We start from the raw sequence: 22,126 nt of genomic DNA, 5'->3' as shown, positions 1-22,126 counted from the left end.
GGCGGAGGGAAGAAGGCCCTAACCCTTCCCACCGCTTCCCTCTCCCGCAAGCGGGAGAGTGAGGGAGCGGCTTCAGCCGCGGAAGGGTGAGGGTTCTTTCCTGCAGCCCGCACGGTTCAGCGCGGGGATTGGCGAAGCGGCGGGGAGGGGCCACATGGGGCGCGTGAGCGACCTCTCCCCCATCCTGACCGACTGGTTTGCCGCGCGGGGATGGGCGGTGCGGGATCATCAATTGCGGATGCTGGCATCGGCGAGGGCGGGGCGGCATGCGCTGCTGGTCGCCCCCACCGGCGCGGGCAAGACCATGGCGGGGTTCCTGCCGGTGCTGGACGACCTGATCCGCGCGCCGGCAGAGGGGCTGCATACCCTTTATATCAGTCCATTGAAGGCGCTGGCGGTGGACGTGCGGCGCAACCTGATCGCGCCCGTCGAGGAGATGGGGCTGCCGATCCGGGTCGAGACGCGGACCGGTGACACGCCGAGCGACCGCAAGGCGCGGCAGCGGGCGAAGCCGCCGCAGATATTGCTGACGACGCCGGAGTCGCTGAGTTTGCTGATCAGCTATCCCGACAGTTTCGAACTGCTTAGCGGATTGAAGACCATCATCGTCGATGAGGTCCATGCCTTTGCCACCGGCAAGCGGGGCGATCTGCTGGCGCTGGCGATGAGCCGGTTGTCGGCGATTGCGCCGGATGCGCGGCGGGTGGCGCTGTCGGCGACGGTCGCTGACCCGGACGGATACCGCGCCTGGCTGGCCCCAGACGGCGATATCGACGCGGTCGATCTGGTGGCGGGCATTGAAGGGGCGGAGCCGGACATCGCCATCCTGTTGCCCGAAGGGCGGGTGCCCTGGTCCGGCCATTCGGGACGATACGCCGCGCCGCAGGTGATGGCGGAGATCGAGACGCACGAGACGACCATCGTGTTCTGCAACACGCGGGGCCTGGCCGAGCTGATCTTTCAGGATTTGTGGAAAGCGAATGAGCTGAAACTGCCGATCGGGGTGCATCACGGCAGCCTGTCGATCGAGGCGCGCAGGAAGGTGGAGGAGGCGATGGCGCGGGGGGAACTGCGCGCCTTGGTGGCCACCGCCAGCCTGGACCTTGGCGTCGACTGGGGCAATGTCGATTGCGTCATTCAGATGGGCGCGCCCAAGGGATCATCGCGGCTGCTGCAGCGGATCGGCCGGGCCAATCACCGGCTGGACGAACCGTCGGAGGCGGTGCTGGTGCCGGGCAACCGGTTCGAATATCTGGAGGCGCGCGCGGCGCTGGACGCGGTGCGGGCGGGGGAGCTGGACCCCGATATCTTTCGCCCCGGCGGGCTGGACGTGCTGGCCCAGCATCTGATGGCCTGTGCGTGCGCCGCGCCGTTCGATGCTGCAACCATGTTGCGGGAAGTGCAGTCGGCGCTGCCCTATTCGGGGCTGGATGCAGAGACGTTCGACCGGGTGCTGGGGTTCATCGCCGACGGCGGTTATAGCTTGCGCGCCTATGACCGGTTCAAGCGACTGACCAAGGGGAAGGACGGCCTCTGGCGCGTCAGCCATCCGCAATTTGTTGCGCAGCATCGGTTGAATGCCGGGATCATCGTCGATGCGCCCGTGCTGGACGTGCGGTTCAAGAACGGGCGCAAACTGGGCACGGTGGAAGAGTATTTTGCCGCACAATTGTCGGTCGGTGACACGTTCTTCTTTGCGGGCACCAGCCTGGAGGTGGAGCGGATGGACGCCGCCGAGCTGATCGTGCGGGCGACCAGCCGGCCGGCGCGCATCCCGACCTATGTCGGCGCGCGGATGCCGCTCTCTACCAACTTGGCCAATCGGGTCCGCCATTTCCTGCACGAGCCGGAGGAGTGGACGCGCTTTCCCGCCGATGTGCGCGAATGGCTGGAGATGCAGCAGCGGCGATCGCGACTGCCCGCGCCGGGCGAATTGCTGGTGGAAACCTTCCCGCGCGAGGGGCGGCATTACATGATCGCCTACAGCTTCGAGGGGTGGAACGCGCACCAGTCGCTGGGGATGCTGATTACCCGGCGGATGGAGGCGCAGGGGCTGAAGCCGCTGGGCTTCGTGTCGAACGACTATGCGCTGGCCTGTTATGGGCTGGAGCCGATCAATGATCCGGCGGCGCTGTTTTCGCGCGACATCCTGGAGGAGGAGTTTGTCGACTGGGTGCAGGGATCGTCGCTGCTGAAGCGGGCGTTCCGCGAGGTGGCGGTGATCGGCGGGCTGGTCGAGCGGCAATTGCCGGGCAAGCGCAAGACCGGGCGGCAGGTGACGTTTTCGACCGACCTGATCTATGACGTGCTGCGCAAATACGAGCCGGGGCATCTGCTCCTGCAGGCGGCATGGGCGGACGCGCGGGCGCGGATGACCGATGTGGGGCGGCTGGCCGATCTGCTCGACCGGGCGGCGGACACGATGCTGCATGTGGAGCTCGACCGGATCAGTCCGCTGGCGGTGCCCGTCATCGTGCTGATCGGGCGCGAGAGCGTGGCGCAGGGGACGGCGGACGACGAACTGCTGATCGAGGCGGAGGCGCTGGCGGCGGAGGCGATGGGGTGAGGGCGTAAAGGAAGTCCCTCACCCTTCCGCGCCTGACGGCGCTCCCTCCCTCTCCCGCAAGCAGGAGAGGGAAGGGGCCCGCCGCTTAGCGGTGGGAAGGGTGAGGGCGTTCGTTCTTCCCGTCATGCCGGACCTGTTCCCATCCAGGGCGCAGCAGCGGCGGTATGGCGTGAGGTGCGCTGGACCCCGGCACGAGGCCGGGGTGACGGCCGGGTCATGTGGGCGGGAAAAACGCACGCATAGGTCGGCAGATCCCGGATCGATCGGGCGATGAGGTCGCCTTGCAGGCCTTGCTGCACCGCATGATTGTCGGCGGCTGTGGACGGGCGTAGCATGGGGGCATGAACGTCTGGCTGTTGACGGTGCTGGCGATGATCGGGGCAGGGGGCGACGACCGGCTGCCCCAGGCCGCGCCGTTGCCGGCACAGGCTTCGCCAACGGCGGACAGCCCGCCGAGCGAGGCCGAGGTGCTGGCCATCGGCTATCACGAGCAGCGGATGACGGTGCCCGTCGGCATCGGCGATGCGGGTCCGCACGCATTCATGATCGATACCGGTTCGCAGCGTACCGTGATCGCGCGGCAGCTGGCCGAGCAGTTGCGCCTGGCCGCAGGGCCGACGGTCAGCCTGACCGCGATGAGCGGGACGAGCAGCGTGCCGACCGTCACCATCCCGTCGCTGCGCCTGAGCGAGCGGAGCCGTTCGGCGGCGATCACAGCGCCCGCTCTGGAGGCGCATCATGTCGGCGGACCGGGCCTGCTTGGCATCGACGTGTTGCAGGGGCACCGGGTGGTCATCGACCTGGACGCCAATCAGATGCAGCTGATCCCGTCGCGCAAGCGGGCGCGGCAGCGGGCGGGGCGCGACGAGATCATCGTCACCGCGCGTAATTATGCCGGTCAGCTTATCCTGACCGATGCCTTTTATTTCAACACCCGGGTCCGGGTGGTGGTGGATACCGGATCGTCGGTGACCATCGGCAACAGCGCGCTGCGGCGGATCATCGCGAGGCGCGGCGGCACGACCGAGCCGCTGACCATGCTGAGCGTTACCGGCGGACAGGTGATTGCCGATTACGGCGTCATCGACCGGTTGCGGCTGGGGGGCATGCAGTTTTCCAACCTGCCCATGGCGTTTGCCGATGTGCCGCCCTTTGCCCGGCTGGCGCTGGACAAGCAGCCCGCGCTGCTGCTGGGCATGGACGTGATCCGCCAGTTCCGCCGGGTGGAGGTGGATTTCGCCAACCGGCAGGTGCTGTTCCAGATGCCACGCGACCACCGGGTGATGCCGACGGGGATGGCGACGCCGCTGAGCTTGTGACTTGCGGGGCGCGACATGGCGCGGCATAGCGGGGGCATGGTTCCCTTTTCGTTCGCAGGGCACGGGCTGGCCGCGCTGGCCGAGGGTGCGCTTTACTGGCCGCGCCGCCGGGCGCTGATCGTTGCCGACCTGCATCTGGAAAAGGCGAGCTGGTTCGCGGCGCGGGGCCAGATGCTGCCCCCCTATGACAGTGCCGCCACGCTGGCGGCGCTGACGCGGGCGGTGGAGCGCACGGGAGCGCGGGAGGTGTGGTGCCTGGGCGACAGTTTCCATGACAGCGCCGGGGTGGAGCGGTTGCCGACCGAGGTGCGGGCCGGGCTGAAGCGGCTGATCGGCGCGCGGCGCTGGGTGTGGATCGCGGGCAATCATGACGGCGCGGTGACCGACGGGCTGGGCGGCGAGATCCTGGACGAGGCGGTGGTCGAGGGGCTGACGCTCAGGCACGAGGCGGTGCCGGGCGATCCCGCGCCGGAGCTATCCGGGCATTTCCACCCGAAGTTCCGGGTGCAGGTGCGCGGGCGGCTGGTATCGCGGCGATGCTTCCTGACCAGCCCGACCAAGATCGTGCTGCCCGCATTCGGCGCGCTGACCGGTGGGCTGGACGTGCGGCACCCCGAACTGGTGCGCGCGGTGGGGCGGGATGCCGAGGCGCTGGTGGCGTTGGAGGACCGGTTGCTCCGCTTTTCCGTGGCGGCGTGAGGGGGGTGCGGGCGGAGCCTCGAGCGGCCGCTATCAGAAGGACGTGCGAGTGGCAGGGATTGGGTGGTAAGCGGACGTCACGCGGCGGCTGCGAGAGGCAAGAATTTACCGACCGCTGCGCGGACGCGCTCTATCCACTCTTCTTTCTCACCAACCGGAGCGACGTAGTGGATTGCATCTGCCGCATCTTGCCATGACGCTCCACGCGCAATCATCCAAGCCGCGAGATATTGGGAGGACAGGCACCCGCCCGCCGTTGCTACATTGTCATGTGCAACAAACGGCGCGTCGATGACCCGCACGCCAGCCTCAACTACCCAAGGCTTTGTCGTAAGGTCTGTGCAAGCAGGAAGATCGCCGACCAATCCGAGCTTCGCCAGCAGCAATGTTCCAGAGCACTGGGCGGCAACAAGCTGGCGCTTAGGGTCAAGCTCAAGCTGACCAAGCAGCACCGGATCGGCAGCAATGTCGCGTGTCTTGATCCCGCTGCCGATCAGCACGGCATCGGCGTCGTTCGCAAAGGATAGAGGCCGCTGACGCGTGACCGTAACTCCGTTCATCGACGTCACCTGCTCAGTTGGAGAGGTGATGTACGCTCCCCAGCCTTTCCCTTTCATCCGGTTAAGGATGCCAGAAGCGATGAACGAGTCCAATTCGTTGAAGCCGTCGAAAGTTACAACAGCGATTTGCATTTCGGCCAACCTTGAAGTGCGGAGCGAGCCTTAGCCCCATGTGTTCTGAATGGGAACCTCGGTAATGGGGTCAATGACGTCCCTGCTTCACTCGCTCATCCTGAGTTGGTCGAAGGATGCGCTCCGACACCGGCGCCGATCAGCAGATTGTCGTCGGTAAAGCCTACCGCCCGTCGCCCCTGCCGCAGCGGATCGGGGCGGATGACCGAAGCGCGGCCGAATGGCCGGGAACGGGGGAGCGACGGTGCGGCTCTGCCCGCCAAGCCCGTGCCGATGCCTTTTCCCTTTACATGCCAGCGAAGGGATTGTTAATTGGTACGGTCGCGCAACTGACGCTGCAAGGTGGATAACCACCGGGAAGCGCGACGGGACCGCCGCGCGTCTGGGCAGAACTCTGATACCGGAGACGCCCGATGCCCGATCTGACGAACCTGTTCACCTTTGCCGCGATCGCCCTTGGCATGGTTCTGACGCCCGGACCGAACATGGTCTATCTGATTTCGCGGTCCATCTGTCAGGGCAGGAAGGCCGGATTGATCTCGTTAGGCGGGGTTGCGCTGGGTTTCGTGTTCTACATGCTGTGCGCAGCTTTTGGTATCACCGCTTTGGTGATGGCCGTTCCCTATGCCTATGACGCCATCCGCTATGCCGGTGCCATGTATCTGCTGTGGCTTGCCTGGCAGGCAGTGCGGCCTGGCGGCCGATCGCCATTCCAGGTTAAGGACTTGCCGATCGACAGCCCCGGCAAGCTGTTCACGATGGGGTTCCTGACGAATCTGCTCAACCCCAAGATCGCGGTCATGTATCTGTCGTTGCTGCCGCAATTCATCTATCCGGCGAACGGCAGCATCCTGGGGCAGGCCCTGATCCTCGGCACGACGCAAATCGTCATCAGCGTCGTCGTCAATGCCGTGATCGCAATCTCTGCGGCATCCATCGCGGTGTTCCTGACCCGGCGCCCGACATTTGCTGTGGTGCAACGCTGGGTCATGGGCACCGTGCTTGGCGGACTGGCCGTGCAGATGGCAACCGAAGCGCGACGCTGACGGCAAGTGCGACCCCGGTGGCAGCGCACCGCTTTTCCCATGGCCGAGCCCGGGAGTTGTAACCCTTACCGTTCCCCGCCCTTGCCGCAGCGGATCGGGGCGGGGCCGGTGACGCGGCATTCGGGATTGCCGCCGATGGTGACGCTGCCCAGCCCGAGGCCGCTGACATCGGCGCGGTAACGGGCGGTGAGTTCGATGGTGCCGCTGCTTTCCGAACGGACCCGCGCTTCATCGGCGACCAGCGGAAAGCCGCCGATGCTGCCCCCGCCATTGGACAGGATGCGCGCCGACCGGGCCGTGCCGGCCATGGTGATGCGACCGGTGCCGATCACGGTCGCCTGAAGCTGGTCCGCCTCCACCGCGCCGACCGCCATCGTGCCGGGGCCGTTGACGACCAGTTGCACCCGGGCGCCCCCGATCCGGTCGATCGCCACGCTGCCCGCGCCGATGACGGTCGCGCCGTCGAGCGTGGGCACGGTGACCCGGATGACGGGGCCGTCGCCCGACAGCGCATCGTCGGGCCAGCCGCCGCGCGCATCGCGCATGGGAGAGACGATCAGCACGCCCCCTTCCTGCCGGACCTGCACCGTCTCCATCGCCTGACGCGTGCCCGTGACGACCGCGCCGGGGCTGGTGCCGGTCGAAACCTCCACCCGCCACGGCCCGTCGACGCGCAGCCGGTCGAACCCGGACAGGACGACACGGCGTTCCAGCACCGGGCCGCCGGCTTGCGGCGCAGCGACGGCGTGCGACGCTGCGGCAGGCAGCAGGGGAAGGGACAGGGCGAGCAACAGGGCGGTGCGCATGGCCATGGCATCGCACCGGCGGGCCGTGGTTGGCAAGCGGGGATGGGATGGTGGGCGCTGACGGGCTCGAACCGCCGACCCTCTCGGTGTAAACGAGATGCTCTACCAACTGAGCTAAGCGCCCGGCCGTGCCGGTGGCGGTGCCCTTAGGCGAAGCGGGCGGCGGCGGCAAGGTGGTTGGCGGCCTGCCCGGCGGCGGGCCGGTTCAGGGTATCGGCAGGCCCTGGGCCGCCAGCGCGCCGAGCAGGCGGCGCATCCGGATGCCGGCGTCGGCCGTCAGCTTGATGTAGCTGCGCCGCCGGTCGAGCGCATCCGCCTCTCGCGTCAGCAGTTTCTGTTCGGTCATCTGGCCGATCCAGCGGAGCGCCGTTGTGGGCGGCACGGCGGCGGCGATGCACAGGCTGGATACGGGGACGCGACGATGCTCGATTTCGGCCAGCATCAGATCGAGCAGGATGTCCCAGGCCGGATCGCCGAACAGATCGGCCGGGAAATACCGGTCGCGCAGGCGGCGCGCGCGGATCGCGGCGCGCAGGTCGGATGCCGCCACGGCGGGGACCGGGGTATCGCCCGCATCGGATGGCGGGGCGTCGTAATCGCGGCGGCGATCGGCCAGTGCGCCCGATCCGGTGGAGGCCAGTTCGGACAGGACGCGCGCGATGCGGGCGACCTCTTCATTCAGCTGGCGAAGCTGCGCCTCCACATCCTCGCCGCCCTCGCGCAGCGATGCCGGGGCAATTCGGTTGAGCGCGACATGGATGGCGGCGATCCGGTCGACGTCGCCCGGATCGCACAGCAAGACCCCGCCATGGTCCGCAATGCGGGCGGCGGCATGATCGAGCAGGTCGAGCGGCGCGCTGACGATCCAGCGCGCATCGGGCGGACCAAGATCATCGAACAGCCGGTCGACGGCGTCGGCAGTCATGCCGGCCAGATCGACGAACCGCACCGGCGCGACCGCCATCGCCAGCGGCCCGAAGGTGGACAGGCTGTTGGCGGCGATGCCGGCATCGGCCAGACGCTGGGCCAGCAGCGCGCTGTCCTGCCCGATCAGGTCGATGCCGGCCCGCACCGGAACGGCATGAAAGGGCAGGGCACCGGTCATGCGTAGACTTCGGCCAGATCGTCATGCGTATCGGGTTGCAGCTGCAGATAGGTATCGGCGATGCCCGCACCCATCATCACGATCCATGCGGTCGACACGACGCCGCCCAGCACCCAGGCGATCACCGAAAAGGCGGTGACGTTGGTGAAGCGTTCGACCATCATCCGCTGCACCGCCTCTGGATCGCCGCCGGGGGTGAACCCGGCGAACATGCCGCCGAATTGCAGTGCACTGACAATCTGTCCCGCGATGCCAAGCGCGATGATCAGCACCAGGGCGGTTGCGAACATCGACCAGAAACGGCCGCGCGACAGCCGCCATGCCTCGCCCAGCGCGACCCGCCCCTCTGCCACCGCAATCGGCCAGGCAAGGGCGAAGCGGACGCCGATGAAGATGAAGGCAACAAAGACCAGCAGCATCAGCGCAAAGGTCGTCAGGACGATGCCCGCCCCCGGCTCTCCCCCGGTGGCGGCCGACGCCCCGGCCATGAAGCCGACCGGCAGGAAAATGGCGAGCGTCAGGACGATAGCGACGATGGCGGTGATCAGGCCGAGCAGGAACAGGCGTCCTTCATCGCCGCTGATCCGCAGAAAGGCAACGTTCGCTTCATCCGGGCGAAACACCGCGCGATAGACGGCGCCCCAGATCGCCAGCTGAACGATCATCGCCGCGAACTGGACCAGATAGAGCGTGCTCATACCCTGCATCACACCGCTGATGTCGGGGCTGGGGTTGCCCGCATTGGCCATGATCGCCCCGAACATGGACGACAGGCCGAATTGCGAGAGCGCCGCCAGCACGACGTTGATCGCCGTCCAGACCGCGACGGCAAGCGGGTGAGCCTGAACCAGGCGAAAACCGGCACCCAGTGCCCGGCCGATATCCATGCGATGTTCCCCCGTTAAACCTGGTCAGGCTAGCAGCGGGCCGTCGGGGAGCAAGCGGATTTGCGGCGTCAGTCCAGCGCCTTGACGATTTCCTCGACCATTTTCTTGGCATCGGCCAGGAGCATCATGGTGTTGTCGCGGTAGAACACCTCGTTGTCGACGCCCGCATAGCCGACGCCGCCCATGCTGCGCTTGATGAACAGGACGGTCTTGGCCTTTTCCACGTCTAGGACCGGCATCCCGTAGATGGGGCTGGTCTTGTCGGTCTTGGCCGCCGGATTGGTCACGTCGTTCGCGCCGATGACGAATGCGACATCGGTCTGGGCGAATTCCGAATTGATGTCCTCCAGTTCGAACACCTCGTCATAGGGGACGTTCGCTTCGGCCAGCAGCACGTTCATATGCCCCGGCATCCGGCCCGCGACCGGATGGATTGCGTATTTCACGCGGACGCCGTGTTCCTTCAGCTTGTCGCCCATTTCACGCAGCACATGCTGGGCCTGGGCCACCGCCATGCCGTAACCGGGCACGATGATGACCTGTTCGGCCTGTTGCATCAGGAAGGCCGCGTCGTCGGCGCTGCCGCGCTTCCACGGGCGGTCGACAGCGGCGGCACCGGCAGGCCCGCTGTCGGTCGCGCCGAAGCCGCCGGCGATCACGCTGATGAAGCTGCGGTTCATCGCCTTGCACATGATGTAGCTGAGGATCGCGCCGGACGATCCGACAAGCGCGCCGGTGATGATCATCGCGGTGTTGCCGAGCGTGAAGCCCATCGCCGCGGCGGCCCAGCCGGAATAGCTGTTCAGCATGGAGACGACGACCGGCATGTCCGCGCCGCCGATTGGAATGATCAGCAGGAAGCCGATGGCGAAACTGAGTGCCAGGACAAGCCAGAAATCGATGCTGTGCTGGCCGCTGACGAAACCGACCGTGAAGATGACGATGGCCAGCGCGACGGCGAGGTTGATGAAGTGGCGGGCAGGCAGGAGGATCGGCTTGCCGCTCATGTTTCCGTTCAGCTTGGCAAAGGCGATGACCGAGCCCGAAAAGGTGATGGCGCCGATGGCGACGCCCAGGATCAACTCGACCCGGCTGGCGGTGAAGATCGAGCCCGTGGCGTCCGCGATCCCGAAGGCGGTGGGATTGAGGAAGGCGGCGGCCCCGACCAGCACGGCGGCAAGGCCGACCAGCGAGTGGAACCCCGCGACCAGCTGCGGCATGTCGGTCATCGCGATCCGCCGCGCGGTGACGATGCCGATGGCGGCACCGATGCCGATTGCGACCAGGATTTCGGGCAGCGCGGCGATCTCGTGCGTGATCAGCGTGGTGACCACCGCGATGGTCATGCCGATCATGCCATAGCGATTGCCCGCGCGGCTGGTCGACGGACTGGACAGGCCGCGCAGCGCCAGGATGAAGCAGACGCCCGCCACCAGATAGGCGAGGGCGACCCATGGATTTACGGCAACCGCTTCGTGCATCGAACCCTTACCCCCAATTCGTCATTGCGAGCGGAGCGAAGCAATCCAGCCTCACGCTGCCCGCTGGATTGCTTCGTCGCTGCGCTCCTCACAATGACGAAGCAATATCGGTCTATTTCGCGGCAGGCCGCTCTTTCTTCTTGTACATCGCCAGCATCCGTTCGGTGACCGCAAAGCCGCCGAAGATGTTGACGCTGGCCAGCACCACGCCGAGCAGCCCCAGCCATTTCGCCACCGGCGACCCCGCAGCGGCCGCCGCGATCAGCGCGCCGACGATGATGACGGAGGAGATGGCGTTGGTCACCGCCATCAGCGGCGTGTGCAGCGCGGGCGTCACCGACCAGACGACATAATAGCCGACGAAACAGGCCATGACGAAGATCGACAGGATCGAGATGAAGTCCATGAATTCAGGCTCCCCCCTTTTGGGCGATGGCTTCCATCTTTTCCAAATGGCCTGACATCGATTTGATTACGTTCATTAGGTAACGCTCGGACTCCGGCCCATCTGGTTCCGCGCATTCGACCAATGTGATCGAACGGAAAAAAGCCTCATCAGCTTCGGCGACGGCAAGATCCGTGGCGAGGCGCGTTCCTACTATCTTGGATTTCAGCTGTTCCAGCCGTTCCCTCATCGGCGCGTATTTATCCAGCATTTCTGGTCGCTCCGACATCGGACATACCGGATCAATGTTTCCCATCACTTCGCGGGCGAAATGTCGAAACTCGGCTCCCGGTTTCGGGTCAAAGTTGCTGATGGCTGAGTCGCATCCCGAAAGAAGAAAAGCGGACAACACCGCGATCCTCACCCGACCAGCCTCTCGTTCACGACCTTGCCGCCCTGGGTCAGGCGGATGGCGGTGCCGATTTCTTCGTCGAGGACGGGCTTGCCCGTTTCCTTGTCCCAGAAGGCGGAGAGGAAGTTGAACAGGTTGCGGCTGAACAGGGCGCTGGCGTCGGCGGCGAGGCGGCTGGGGACGTTCCTGTGGCCGACGATCTTCACGCCGTGGATGTTCACGACTTCGCCCGCCTTGCTACCCTCGACATTGCCGCCGCTTTCCACAGCCAGGTCGACGATGACGCTGCCGGGGCGCATCGAGGCGATCTGGGCATCGCTGATAAGGCGCGGGGCGGGGCGGCCGGGGATCAGGGCCGTCGTGATGACGATGTCCTGCTTGGCGATGTGGGTGGAAACCAACTCCGCTTGTGCCGCCTTGTATTCGTCGCTCATTTCGGTGGCATAGCCGCCCGAGCCTTCGCCCTCGATGCCCTTTACCGCTTCGACGAAGATCGGTTTCGCACCCAGCGACAGGATCTGCTCCTTGGTGGCGGAGCGCACGTCGGTTGCCGAGACCTGAGCGCCCAGTCGCCGGGCGGTGGCGATCGCCTGTAGCCCCGCCACGCCGACGCCCATGACGAACACCCGAGCGGCGGAGACGGTGCCCGCCGCGGTCATCATCATGGGGAAGGCGCGGCCATATTCGGCGGCCGCATCCAGCACCGCCTTGTATCCGGCCAGGTTCGCCTGCGACGACAGGATATCCATCGACTGGGCGCGGGTGATGCGCGGCATGAATTCCATCGCCAGCGCCTCGATGCCCAGAGCGGCATAGGCGTCGACGCGGGCGCGCTCACCGAACGGGTTCAGCGATGCGGCAAGCCATGCGCCGGGCTTGATGCCGGTCAGGCTGGCCGGATCGGGGCCGGCCACGCCCAGCAGAATGTCGGCATCGGCGATCACGTCCGCGCGCGATCCGATGGTCGCGCCCGCATCGGCATAGGCCGCATCGGCGATGCTGGCATGAGCGCCCGCGCCCGCCTCTACAGCGACGCTGGCGCCCAAGCCGATATATTTCTTTACGGTTTCCGGCGTCGCCGCCACCCGGCGCTCGCCATCGGCGCCTTCCTTGAGAACGCCGATCTTCATGTCCGTCAGCCCGCGATCAACCAGAGGACGAAGGCCACCGCGATCGCCACGATCACGCTGCCGATCTTGGTCATCCGCATGAAGCCGTCATAGGTGCGCCGATCGACGCTGCCGCTATTGCCAGTGCCAGCCATGGCCGGTCCTCTCCTTTCGAGCAGGGGTAAATGATGCCCCGTCCCTAGCGAGTGCATCCCGCCTGCTCAAGCATTACGCTAAACGAACATCGGGCCGCGTCCAGCATCAATTCGTCGCGGGTCGCTTAAGCTGCGCTTTACTCCTTTCGGATACCTCATCCGTCCTGATCCGGGACAAGAGGGGACCCAAGGGCCAATGAATCGCAACGGCCAGCGCCAATTGATGCTGATCGACGACGAGCCGGCCCAGCGCCGGCTGATCGCGGCGATCGCGGCCCGGCGGGGATGGCGCACGATCTTTGCCGGCGACCATGAAACCGCGCTGGCGATGCTGGGCACGCCCGACGGCATGATGCTGGATGCGATCATGCTGGACAGCTGGGCGCAGGAGCTGGAGACGACCGCACTGATCGCCGAGCTGCGCGCCAACCGGCCGCAATTGCCGATCCTGGTGATGACCGCCAACAGCTCGGTTGCAGCCGCGGTCGAGGCGATGCGGGCGGGGGCGAGCGATTTCCTGGTCAAGCCGCTGGCGGCGGACCGGTTGCTGGCGGCGCTGGATGCGGCGGTGGGCGAACGCACCGCCGGCGAGTTGCGGCCGCTGACCGAAAAAATGTCCGCCCCGCTGGGGTTCGACGAGATTGTGGGTTCCGCCCCGCAGTTCCGCACCGCGCTGGCCATTGCGGCCAAGGCGGCCCGGGCGAGGGTCGCGGTGCTGATCGAGGGCGAAAGCGGCGTCGGCAAGGAAGTGGTGGCGGAGGCCATCCATGCCGCCAGCCCCCGCGCCCGCAAGCCGATGGTGCGCGTCAATTGCGGCGCGATCCCCGCGAACCTGGTCGAAAGCGAGCTGTTCGGCCATGAAAAGGGGGCATTCACCGGGGCGTTCGAGCGCAAGATCGGCCGGTTTCAGGAGGCCGACGGCACCACCCTGTTCCTGGACGAGGTGGGCGAGATGCCGCTGGAGGCGCAGGTCAAGCTGCTCCGCGCGCTGCAATCCGGCGAAATCCAGCCGCTGGGCGCGCGGCACAGCTTTACCGTCGACGTGCGCGTCGTGGCGGCGACCAACAAGACGCTGAGCGAGGAGATCGAAGCCGGGCGGTTCCGCGAGGACCTGTATTACCGGTTGAACGTCGCTCAGGTGTCGATTCCGCCGCTTCGCGAACGGCTGGGCGATATTCCGGCGCTGGCCCGGCACCTGATGGCGCGGATCGCCGAACAGCCGGGGCTGCGTCCGCTGGGCATCACCGACGAGGCGCTCGCGTTGCTCGCGACCTATGACTGGCCGGGCAATGTCCGCCAGCTGCAGAACACGCTGTTCCGCGCATCGGTGCTGTGCGACGGCCAGGCGCTGACCCGTGCGGACTTCCCGCAGCTGGCGCGGCTGGCCGAGGGCGGGCCGCCAATGACCCATGGGCAGCGGACGCCGGCCAATTCGGGCGGCGTGACGCTGTTCACCGCCGACGGCAATCTGCGCGCGCTGGAGGAGATCGAGGCGGATGTGATCCGGCTGGCGATCGGCCATTATCGCGGGCGGATGACCGAGGTGGCCAGACGGCTGGGGATCGGCCGATCGACGCTGTATCGCAAGCTGACCGAACTGGGGATCGACCAGAGCGCGGCCTGACCCCGCTGCACGGAGTCGCAGCCGCCGCTTGACCATCGGCCGTTCGGCACGACAAATGCGGCCCGACCGGTATCCAGCCGGTGGGGAGCAAGATGCCGCGATGAAACCTGTTTTGCTGATGCTGCTGGTCGCCGGCACGATCCTGAGCACGCCTGTGGCCGCACAGCGCGCCGTGACGCCCGACGACATCGCCCGCATTGCCCGCGTCGAGGATCCGGACGTCGATCCCGCCGGGCAATGGGTCGCCTATTCGGTGCAGACGACCGATGTCGATGCGGACAAGACCGACAAGCATCTGTGGATGACCCGGTGGGACGGCAGCGGCACCGTGCAGCTGACCAGCCGCAAGGGCGAGCGGGAATCGACGCCGCGATTCAGCCCTGATGGCCGGTATCTGGCGTTCCTGTCGGGCCGCGCGGCCGAGGACGACAAGGAGGGCGACGCGCTGTGGCTGATGCCGCGCGCGGGCGGGGAGGGCGAGAAGCTGCCCGGCATCAAGGGGTCGGTCGACGATTTCGCCTGGTCGCCCGATGGCCGGCAACTGGCGCTGATCGTGACCGATCCGGAACCGGAGGCGGAGGAAAAGGACGGCAAGACGGCGGAGAAGGCCGACGGAAAGGCCAAGGACCGGCCCAAGCCGATCGTCATCGACCGGTTCCAGTTCAAGCAGGATTATCAGGGCTATCTGAACCAGCAGCGCCAGCGATTGTGGCTGTACGACCTGGCGACGCGGACGGCGCGGCGGCTGACTACCGGCGATTTCGACGAAAGCCTGCCCGCATGGTCGCCCGACGGCAAGCGCATCGCCTTTGCCTCCAACCGGTCGGCCGATCCCGATCGCAATTACGACAGCAACCTGTTCGTGGTGACCGTGGCTGACAAGCCCGCCGAGCCAAAGGCGCTAACCATTTTCGAGGGTGCGGACGTCGATGTCGGCGGCGACAGCTATCCGGCGTGGAGCCCGGACGGGCAATCTATCGCCTATATCCAGGGCGGTCCGGTCAAGCTGATCGGTTACGGGGTGCAGGTGCTGGCGGTGGTGCCGTCGGCAGGGGGCGCGGCGCGGGTGTTGACCCCGGCGCTGGATCGCAACGTCACCCGGCCGCTATGGACCGAGGATGGCGGCGCGATCCGGTTTCTGATCGAGGATGACGGCAATGTCCGCATCGGCGAGGTTGCCCCGGCCGGCGGCGAGGTGCGCGACGTGGCGCGGGTGACGGGCACCTTTGGCGGGATGGACACCGGACCGTCGGGCGCGCTGGTGGCGCTGCATTCCAATCCCGCCCTGCCGGACGAGGTGTTCGCCATCGAGGGCGGCAAGCCCCGCCAGCTGACCCGCCACAACGAGGCGTGGCTGAAATCGGTGAAGCTGGCCAAGGTGGAGCCGACCCGCTTTGCCTCTGCCGACGGGACCGAGGTGCACGGGTTCCTGATCACCCCGCCCGACGCGGTGAAGGGCCGCCGCCTGCCGACGATCCTGTACAATCATGGCGGGCCGCAGGCGCAGTTTGATGCAGGATTCGATATCGGCTGGCAGGTGCTGGCGGGTGCCGGATATGCGATCGTTTCGACCAACCCGCGCGGCAGCACCGGGCGGGGCCAGGATTTCGCCGCCGCGCTCTATGCCGATTGGGGCGGACCCGCCGTGCCCGACGCGCTGGCCGGGGTGGACGACGCAGTGAAACGCGGCATCGCCGATCCCCAGCGGCTGTATATCGGCGGATGGTCCTATGGCGGGATGCTGACCAATTACGTCATCGCCAGCGACACCCGGTTCAAGGCGGCGGTCAGCGGGGCCGGCATCGCCAACGTCCTGGCCGGATACGGGACCGACCAGTATATCCGCGATTACGAGATGGAACTGGGCGTCCCCTGGGCCAATCTGGAGACGTGGCTGAAGATCAGCTATCCGTTCTACAAGGTCGACCGGATCAAGACGCCGACCCTGTTCATGGTCGGCGAAAAGGACCTGAACGTGCCTGCGCTGAACAGCGAGCAGATGTATCAGGCATTGAAGAGCCAGAAGGTCGAAACGCAGCTGGTCGTCTATCCCGGCCAGTTTCACGGGCTGACCCGGCCGAGTTTCCAGAAGGACCGGATGGAGCGCTGGCTCGCCTGGTTCAAGGCGCATGGCGGGGTGTGACAGGCGGGTTGTGCTCCTGCGAAAGCAGGAGCCCAGTGCCGCATCGGCCGTCTTCCGTTGCTCTGGGTTCCCGCTTTCGCGGGAACATGGGGTTGGCTAACCCGGCACCCGGTCGCGCCAGGCGGCGACCATGGATTTGACGTCCACCCGCGCCTTTAGCCGGGCGGCGAGCAGGGCGGTGCCGCTGATCTTGCGCTGGGCGAACAGGGTTTCGATGGGCGGCAGGTGCCAGACGGCGCGGTCGGCGGCGACGGCCATCCCCTGTTCGCGCAGCGCATGGACGACAGCGCGGTCAGCGAAGTCGAACGGGCCGTCCCGACCGAGTTCGCCCATCACCGCGCCGATCATCTGGCGGACGGTTTCGGGGTGCCGTTCGACCAGCGGTTGCGACATGAAGCCCGCCGCCAGCGCCGCATCGCGCACCCGGTCGGCATCCATGTCCAGCCCGGCCATCAGCATCCGGTGATAGCCGAGCGCGGTGGCGGTCGTCACCGGTCGCGCGGCGCCGAAATCCAGCAGCACCAGCCGCCCGGTTTCCGGCTGAACCCGGTAATTGGCGAAGTTGGGATCGGTCTGCATCCAGCCGAATTCGAACAGTTCGCGCAGGACCAGATCGATGAGGTTGGTCATCAGCCGGTCGCGGGTCGCCTGATCCGCGTCCGCCATCCGCTCGATCGGCACGCCCTCGACATAGGACATCGCCAGCACGCGGTCGGCGGTGAATTCGGCATCGAGCGCGGGCACGACATAGCGGTCGTCGCCGGTCAGCAGCGTGCGGAACCGCTCCATCTGCTCGCCTTCGCGCAGATAGTCCGCTTCCTCGTGCAACTGGCGCTTGGCCTCGGCCAGCAGCATGTCGAGGTCGATCGTGTCGGGCAGCAGGCCGGTCAGGCGGAGCAGGGTGGCGACATTGTCGACATCGCTGTCGATGCTTTCGCGGACGCCGGGATATTGCACCTTGATCGCCAGGTCGCGGCCGTCCCGGGTGGTGGCGCGGTGGACCTGACCGATCGAGGCGGCGGCGATGGGCCGCGGGCCGAACCGCGCGAAGCGGGTGCGCCAGTCCCGGCCCCAATGCTGGGCCAGCACGCGCTGAAGCTGGTCGGGCGGCATGTGCTGCGCGTCTGCACGCAACCGGGCGAGGATGTCGGTCAATTCCTGCGGCAGCACATCGCCCGCATCCATCGAGACGAGCTGGCCGAGCTTCATCGCCGCGCCGCGCAGCTGGGCGAGCTGTTTGGTGACGCGCATGGCATTGGCGGGGGTGAGCAGCAGGTCGGTGCGGCTGGGCCGCTTGCCGGCCGCCAGCTGCCGCGCCCCCTCTGCCAGCATTCCGCCCGCCACGCCGCCCGCCAGCGCGCCGAAACGGGAAAGGCGGGCGATCCGCCCCTGCGGGACTGCGCGCCCGCGCTCGTCGACTGGGTTGCTTGCCATGGGGCGGATATGGGGGGCGATCCACACCCGACAACATGGGCTTTAGGCCGTGTGCCGCATCAGCCGAACAGCCATGCACCCATCATCCGGTCGCCGGCAAAGCTGAACAGCCCCGCCAGGAACAGGCCGCCGAAATAGAGGCCCGCCAGGTGAAAGCGGTGCTTGTCGATCCGGCCGGTGCGCGCGGCATGGACCGAGCGGACGGCACCGATGATCGTCATCGGCACGAACAGGTGAATGAAGCTGAAATCGCCGTGATTGACGTGGCGGATGAAGATGGCGGAAATGGCGGTGGCGATCATCAGCCCGACCCAGATGCGGCCGAGCAGCTTGTGCAGCTTTCCGCCCTTTCGCGATATCAGGATGTAAAGGCCGAGCGGCGCGGCGGGCACCACGGTCAGGACATGCAGCACGACGGCGGTTTCCTTCCACGCCGGATGGGCCGGGGCCAGGCCGAGCATTGCCCGACCGACCGCCGCCAGCGCCAGCACGGTGATGATCGTCGCCGATGCGATCAGCCCCCAGCGGACCAGCGGCGGATAGTCCATCGCCACGGAACGGGCGGGACGCGGCGTGGCGGGCGAGCGGGAAAGGGCGGTGGCGGTCGTCATGGTGTGGCTCCGTCTTGGATGACAGGGCCGGTTTGCCAGCGGGCATTTCACGGGCAAGCGCGGCTGCGCGGACGGAGCAGCCCATGCGCCAATCGCGCGGAAATGCGGCGCTTTGCCCCTTCACGAAGCGTGAAATGGCAGCCATGGTCGGGCCATGCCGTCGCTGCGCCAGATCCTGATCGACCTGACCATCCTGATCGTCATCGGCATCGCCATGGCGCTGATCGGTCCGTTCGGCAGTTTTCGCGCCTCCTTTGCCTGGCGGCTGGTTTACTGGTGCGGGGTCATCGTCGCCGGATATGTGTTCTATCGGCCCGCGGGCAGCATCGCCGCCTGGCTGTCGCCGCGATTGCAGGTGCCGGAATGGACCATGTGGATCGCCGCGTGCGTCGTGGGCACGGTGCCGATGTCCGCCGTGGTCTGGATGACAGGATGGCATGGCGGGACGGTGCGCCTGCCGACGCTGGAACAGGCGGTTGCGCTTTATGGGCAGGTGCTGGTGATCGGTATCATCGTCACCATGATCTTTTTCCTGATCGCGCAGCAGCAGCGGGCGCGCCGGGCGCTGGCCGGTGTCGACATCGAAGCATCCCCCGTCGCGGTGCCTTTGCCAGCGTCCCCGGCGCCGCCGCCATCCGGCCCTACTGCGCCGTTTCTCGACCGGTTGCCGCCGCGACTGGGGCGCGTGCTGATCGCGCTGGAAATGGAGGATCATTATGTCCGTGCGCACACGACGACCGGCAGCGACCTGATCCTGATGCGGATGCGCGACGCCGTGGCCGAACTGGACCGGCTGGACGGCGCACAGGTGCATCGCAGCTGGTGGGTGGCGCGGGCGGCGGTGACGGGGGTGCGACGCGACGGGCGCAATTTGCGCCTGATCCTGACCGGCGGGCTGGAAGCGCCGGTCGCGCGGGGCAAGGCAGCCGAGCTCGAGGCAGCGGGCTGGTGGTAATCACTGGGCGTCTGGTCAGTCGCCCGCCGCAGGGAGCAGTGGAATGACGATCATCCTGACGGTGTTCGCCGCATCACCCGACCGGGGCCGGGGCCTGGCCCGCGACATGCCGGTGCGCTGGGCACTGGAAGAGGCTGGCCTTTCCTATCAGGTGCGGCCTCTATCCTTTGCCGAGCTGAAGCATGGCCCGCATCTGGCGCGGAACCCCTTTGGGCAGATCCCGACGCTTGAGCAGGATGGGCTGATCCTGTTCGAATCGGGCGCGATCGTGCTGCATATCGCCAGCCATCATCCGGGATTGCTGCCGAGCGAGGGCGATGCCCGCGCCCGGGCAATCGCATGGATGATCGCGGCGTTGAACACGGTCGAGCCGCCTATCGTCGAGCGGGACCTGGCGATGATGCTGGAGCGCCATGCGCCGTGGCATGCCGAACGCCAGCCGATGCTGGACGACCGGGTGCGGCTGCGGCTTGGCGCCCTTGCCGACCGGCTGGGGGACGGCGAGTGGCTGGACGGTCCGTTCAGCGCAGGCGATCTGATGATGATCGCCGTTCTGCGGCGGCTGCAGGGGGATGGCCTGCTCGCTGCGTTCCCGGTTCTGGCGGAGTATGTCGCACGCGGTGAGGCGCGGCCCGCTTTCCAGCGTGCATTTGCCGCTCAGCGCGCCTTGTTCGAGGCCGGCGAGGGTCAGCCCGGGCGGCCGACCAGCGCCTGATCCTTGCACCCGCGCCACACGCGGATGGCCTGCACCGTTTCGGCGACGTCGTGGACGCGAAGGAGCTGGCAGCCCGCCTCTGCCCCACGGATCGCTAGCGCAACCGAGCCGCCGAGCCGACGGTCGACCGGTGCCTCGTTATCCAGCGCGCCGATCATCCGTTTGCGGCTGGCCCCCAGCATCACCGGGCAGCCGAGCCCGTGGAACAGGGTCAGGCCGTTCAGGAGCGCCAGATTGTCGGTCAGCGACTTGCCGAAGCCGATGCCGGGATCGATCACGATGTTCGACCGCTGAATGCCGCGCGCCGTGACCGCAGCGATCCGCGCGGCCAGCCAGTCATAGACCTCGATCAGCGGATCGGCATGGCCGGTGCCGCCATGTGGGCCATTCGCCGGATCGGGCGAGTGCATCAGGATGACCGGGCATCCGGCCGTCGCCACCACCTCCACCGCGCGCTCGTCAAAGGCGAGGGCGGCGACGTCGTTGACGATGTGCGCCCCGGCGGCCAGCGCGGCCTCCATGACGGCGGCCTTGCGCGTGTCGATGGAGATGGCGACGCCGGACGCAGCCAGCCGTTCGATGACGGGGATCACCCGCTTGATCTCATCCCCCTCCCATACCGTCGGTGCACCGGGCCGGGTGGATTCGCCGCCGACATCAATCAGCGCGGCCCCGGCGGCGCTAAGGTCGTATCCGGCCTGGGCGATGGCGAGCGGATCGTCGCCGTGTCGGCCGCCGTCGGAAAAACTATCCGGCGTGGCGTTCAGGATGCCAGCGACGAGCGGCTGGTCGAGGCGGAGGGTGCGTTCGCCGGCGCGGATCACCGGGCGCGGCGCGCTGATCGTGGCGGCAAGCGTGCGCAGATGCGCGGCCTGAACTTCGGGCAGCCCGGCGATCAGGGCGGGCAGCCGTTCGACGGGGATCAGTGCCTGTGCGGTGCGGCGCGTGCCTTCGACCGCGATCAGTTCATAGGCGGCGAACCAAGACATGCCTCCGGCCAGCCGGGCGACCTGGCCGTCGAGGCCGATCGGGCTGTCGATAAAGGCGGTGGGGCGAAGGTACAGCCGCGCAGAGGCGGCGAATGCCGGCATTTCCATGCCCGACCCTTAACCCAAGGGTCGCGGATGCGGCACCCGAAAAAAACGGGGCGGACCCGAAGGCCCGCCCCGAAAGCGCATTAGTTGCCGCCGCCAAAGGCGACACGGACGCCGCCGCCGACGATCGACTGGCGCGATTCCACGCCCAGTCGCGCAGGCAACAGGGACACGTCGGTTTCCGCCCGGTCCGGCGTCGCGCGCCAGGTGTACTGGGCGAACACCTCGAAATTGTCGGACAGCTTGTAGGTCGCGCCGCCCATCAGCTGATAGGCGAAGCGGGTCTGCTTGTCGTTGACGACCGCAACGCCCGACGGGCTGTAGTCGACATCGACGCGAACCGCGCCCAGACCCAAGCCGAAATAGGGCTGGAACCGGCCCTGGCTGTTGATGTCGTAGAAGACGTTGCCGAAGCCGTAGATCGTCTTCACGCTGCCCGGATCGGTCGAGAGCACCGCGCCGACGGTCGGGTTGGTGGCGGCCGGAGCGCCGCGCGTCAGGACGGCGACGTCGACCGCGTCGATCACCGCACCGCCGACGGCCAGGTTGCGGTGGCTGTCGACCTTGCTGTCCGAATAGCCGCCCTCGATCTCGACCCGCAGGCCGTCGGCGAAGCGGTAGCCGATCTGGCCCGACACGTCATAGCCGGTTTCGAAGTCGGTTTCCCAACCCAGCGAGGTGCCGGCCGGGATCGCGCCGAAATCGGTGGTGGCGGGGATGGTCGCGGTCGTCTGGCCCTGATTGGTCGAGCTCTGGTCCAGCGTGGCACCGCCGCGCACACCGACATAGACCTGAGCCGCAGCGGGCATGGCCGAAAACAGGGCGGCGGTGGCCGCGCCCAACATCAAAATGCGCATATAGGGTCCTCTTGCGTTAATCTGTCACCGA

At 67.1% G+C, this 22,126-nt stretch carries 21 protein-coding genes, 1 tRNA gene and 1 riboswitch; of the genes, 8 read left to right on the top strand and 14 right to left on the bottom strand.

What is annotated here, in order from left to right:
- Window positions 1–163 precede the first annotated feature (163 nt).
- The 3 genes from ACPVPU_RS14320 (at window position 164) to pdeM (ending at window position 4,584) form a co-directional block, all read left to right on the top strand.
- Entirely contained in the window at window positions 164–2,566 is a 2,403-nt protein-coding gene (locus ACPVPU_RS14320; RefSeq protein ID WP_448658639.1) for a ligase-associated DNA damage response DEXH box helicase, read from the top strand.
- Window positions 2,567–2,907: 341 nt separating this feature from the next.
- Window positions 2,908–3,885, top strand: a complete 978-nt coding sequence (locus ACPVPU_RS14315) for a retroviral-like aspartic protease family protein (RefSeq protein WP_448658638.1) — start codon at window positions 2,908–2,910, stop codon at window positions 3,883–3,885.
- 36 nt (window positions 3,886–3,921) lie between these two features.
- A complete protein-coding gene (gene pdeM, locus ACPVPU_RS14310) occupies window positions 3,922–4,584 on the top strand; it encodes a ligase-associated DNA damage response endonuclease PdeM (protein WP_448660534.1) in 663 nt (220 codons plus the stop codon).
- Between the two features lie 77 nt (window positions 4,585–4,661).
- Here the strand turns inward: pdeM and ACPVPU_RS14305 are convergent, their stop codons facing one another.
- Window positions 4,662–5,276, bottom strand: a complete 615-nt coding sequence (locus ACPVPU_RS14305) for a DJ-1/PfpI family protein (protein WP_448658637.1) — start codon at window positions 5,274–5,276, stop codon at window positions 4,662–4,664.
- A 315-nt stretch (window positions 5,277–5,591) separates the two neighbouring features.
- Window positions 5,592–5,671: riboswitch (ZMP/ZTP riboswitch) on the top strand.
- Between the two features lie 18 nt (window positions 5,672–5,689).
- Between ACPVPU_RS14305 and ACPVPU_RS14300 the strand changes: the two genes are divergently transcribed.
- The gene (locus tag ACPVPU_RS14300; RefSeq protein ID WP_448658636.1) at window positions 5,690–6,322 is read left to right on the top strand and encodes a LysE family translocator; all 633 of its coding nucleotides are present in this window, start codon (window positions 5,690–5,692) and stop codon (window positions 6,320–6,322) included.
- A 65-nt stretch (window positions 6,323–6,387) separates the two neighbouring features.
- On the opposite strand, the gene ACPVPU_RS14295 is transcribed toward ACPVPU_RS14300, so the two are convergent.
- The 9 genes from ACPVPU_RS14295 to ACPVPU_RS14255 form a co-directional block, all read right to left on the bottom strand.
- The gene (locus tag ACPVPU_RS14295) at window positions 6,388–7,128 is read right to left on the bottom strand and encodes a GIN domain-containing protein (RefSeq protein ID WP_448658635.1); all 741 of its coding nucleotides are present in this window, start codon (window positions 7,126–7,128) and stop codon (window positions 6,388–6,390) included.
- Between the two features lie 48 nt (window positions 7,129–7,176).
- Window positions 7,177–7,252: transfer RNA gene (locus ACPVPU_RS14290), tRNA-Val, on the bottom strand.
- A gap of 81 nt (window positions 7,253–7,333) precedes the next feature.
- Entirely contained in the window at window positions 7,334–8,233 is a 900-nt protein-coding gene (locus ACPVPU_RS14285; RefSeq protein ID WP_448658634.1) for a hypothetical protein, read from the bottom strand.
- A complete protein-coding gene (locus ACPVPU_RS14280; RefSeq protein WP_448658633.1) occupies window positions 8,230–9,120 on the bottom strand; it encodes a hypothetical protein in 891 nt (296 codons plus the stop codon). The genes ACPVPU_RS14285 and ACPVPU_RS14280 overlap by 4 nt, the downstream gene beginning before the upstream one ends.
- Before the next feature lie 68 nt (window positions 9,121–9,188).
- Complete coding sequence (locus tag ACPVPU_RS14275; RefSeq protein WP_448658632.1) at window positions 9,189–10,601, bottom strand: NAD(P)(+) transhydrogenase (Re/Si-specific) subunit beta; 1,413 nt, start codon at window positions 10,599–10,601, stop codon at window positions 9,189–9,191.
- Between the two features lie 112 nt (window positions 10,602–10,713).
- Entirely contained in the window at window positions 10,714–11,007 is a 294-nt protein-coding gene (locus ACPVPU_RS14270) for an NAD(P) transhydrogenase subunit alpha (RefSeq protein WP_448658631.1), read from the bottom strand.
- A 4-nt stretch (window positions 11,008–11,011) separates the two neighbouring features.
- Complete coding sequence (locus ACPVPU_RS14265; RefSeq protein WP_448658630.1) at window positions 11,012–11,410, bottom strand: hypothetical protein; 399 nt, start codon at window positions 11,408–11,410, stop codon at window positions 11,012–11,014.
- Window positions 11,407–12,528: an NAD(P) transhydrogenase subunit alpha gene (locus ACPVPU_RS14260; protein ID WP_448658628.1), complete on the bottom strand. Its 1,122-nt coding sequence runs from the start codon at window positions 12,526–12,528 to the stop codon at window positions 11,407–11,409. The genes ACPVPU_RS14265 and ACPVPU_RS14260 overlap by 4 nt, the downstream gene beginning before the upstream one ends.
- Before the next feature lie 5 nt (window positions 12,529–12,533).
- Window positions 12,534–12,662, bottom strand: a complete 129-nt coding sequence (locus ACPVPU_RS14255; RefSeq protein WP_448658627.1) for an aa3-type cytochrome c oxidase subunit IV — start codon at window positions 12,660–12,662, stop codon at window positions 12,534–12,536.
- A gap of 196 nt (window positions 12,663–12,858) precedes the next feature.
- Here ACPVPU_RS14255 and ACPVPU_RS14250 point away from each other — a divergent pair, with 196 nt between their 5' ends.
- Together ACPVPU_RS14250 and ACPVPU_RS14245 are read left to right on the top strand one after the other, a co-directional pair.
- The gene (locus ACPVPU_RS14250; protein ID WP_448658626.1) at window positions 12,859–14,286 is read left to right on the top strand and encodes a sigma-54-dependent transcriptional regulator; all 1,428 of its coding nucleotides are present in this window, start codon (window positions 12,859–12,861) and stop codon (window positions 14,284–14,286) included.
- A 100-nt stretch (window positions 14,287–14,386) separates the two neighbouring features.
- Window positions 14,387–16,429 carry a S9 family peptidase gene (locus ACPVPU_RS14245; protein WP_448658625.1) on the top strand — a complete coding sequence of 681 codons (2,043 nt, stop codon included), beginning with the start codon at window positions 14,387–14,389 and terminating at the stop codon, window positions 16,427–16,429.
- Window positions 16,430–16,525: 96 nt separating this feature from the next.
- Here ACPVPU_RS14245 and ACPVPU_RS14240 read toward each other — a convergent pair whose 3' ends face one another.
- Together ACPVPU_RS14240 and ACPVPU_RS14235 are read right to left on the bottom strand one after the other, a co-directional pair.
- On the bottom strand, window positions 16,526–17,863 hold the full coding sequence (locus ACPVPU_RS14240) for an ABC1 kinase family protein (RefSeq protein ID WP_448658624.1): 1,338 nt from the start codon (window positions 17,861–17,863) through the stop codon (window positions 16,526–16,528).
- 59 nt (window positions 17,864–17,922) lie between these two features.
- Complete coding sequence (locus ACPVPU_RS14235) at window positions 17,923–18,474, bottom strand: DUF2306 domain-containing protein (RefSeq protein ID WP_448658623.1); 552 nt, start codon at window positions 18,472–18,474, stop codon at window positions 17,923–17,925.
- Window positions 18,475–18,628: 154 nt separating this feature from the next.
- Here ACPVPU_RS14235 and ACPVPU_RS14230 point away from each other — a divergent pair, with 154 nt between their 5' ends.
- Both ACPVPU_RS14230 and ACPVPU_RS14225 read left to right on the top strand, forming a co-directional pair.
- Complete coding sequence (locus ACPVPU_RS14230) at window positions 18,629–19,429, top strand: LytTR family DNA-binding domain-containing protein (protein ID WP_448658622.1); 801 nt, start codon at window positions 18,629–18,631, stop codon at window positions 19,427–19,429.
- A gap of 43 nt (window positions 19,430–19,472) precedes the next feature.
- Entirely contained in the window at window positions 19,473–20,144 is a 672-nt protein-coding gene (locus tag ACPVPU_RS14225; RefSeq protein ID WP_448658621.1) for a glutathione S-transferase family protein, read from the top strand.
- On the opposite strand, the gene folP is transcribed toward ACPVPU_RS14225, so the two are convergent.
- Together folP and ACPVPU_RS14215 are read right to left on the bottom strand one after the other, a co-directional pair.
- On the bottom strand, window positions 20,117–21,241 hold the full coding sequence (gene folP, locus ACPVPU_RS14220; protein WP_448658620.1) for a dihydropteroate synthase: 1,125 nt from the start codon (window positions 21,239–21,241) through the stop codon (window positions 20,117–20,119). The genes ACPVPU_RS14225 and folP overlap by 28 nt on opposite strands.
- An 80-nt stretch (window positions 21,242–21,321) precedes the next feature.
- Complete coding sequence (locus ACPVPU_RS14215; RefSeq protein ID WP_448658619.1) at window positions 21,322–22,095, bottom strand: outer membrane protein; 774 nt, start codon at window positions 22,093–22,095, stop codon at window positions 21,322–21,324.
- Between the last annotated feature and the right edge of the window lie 31 nt (window positions 22,096–22,126).

This window comes from Sphingomonas paludis (assembly GCF_053502515.1).
The sequence above is the reverse complement of the archived record's forward strand: the minus strand, read 5'-3'. Positions and strand labels throughout refer to the sequence as shown.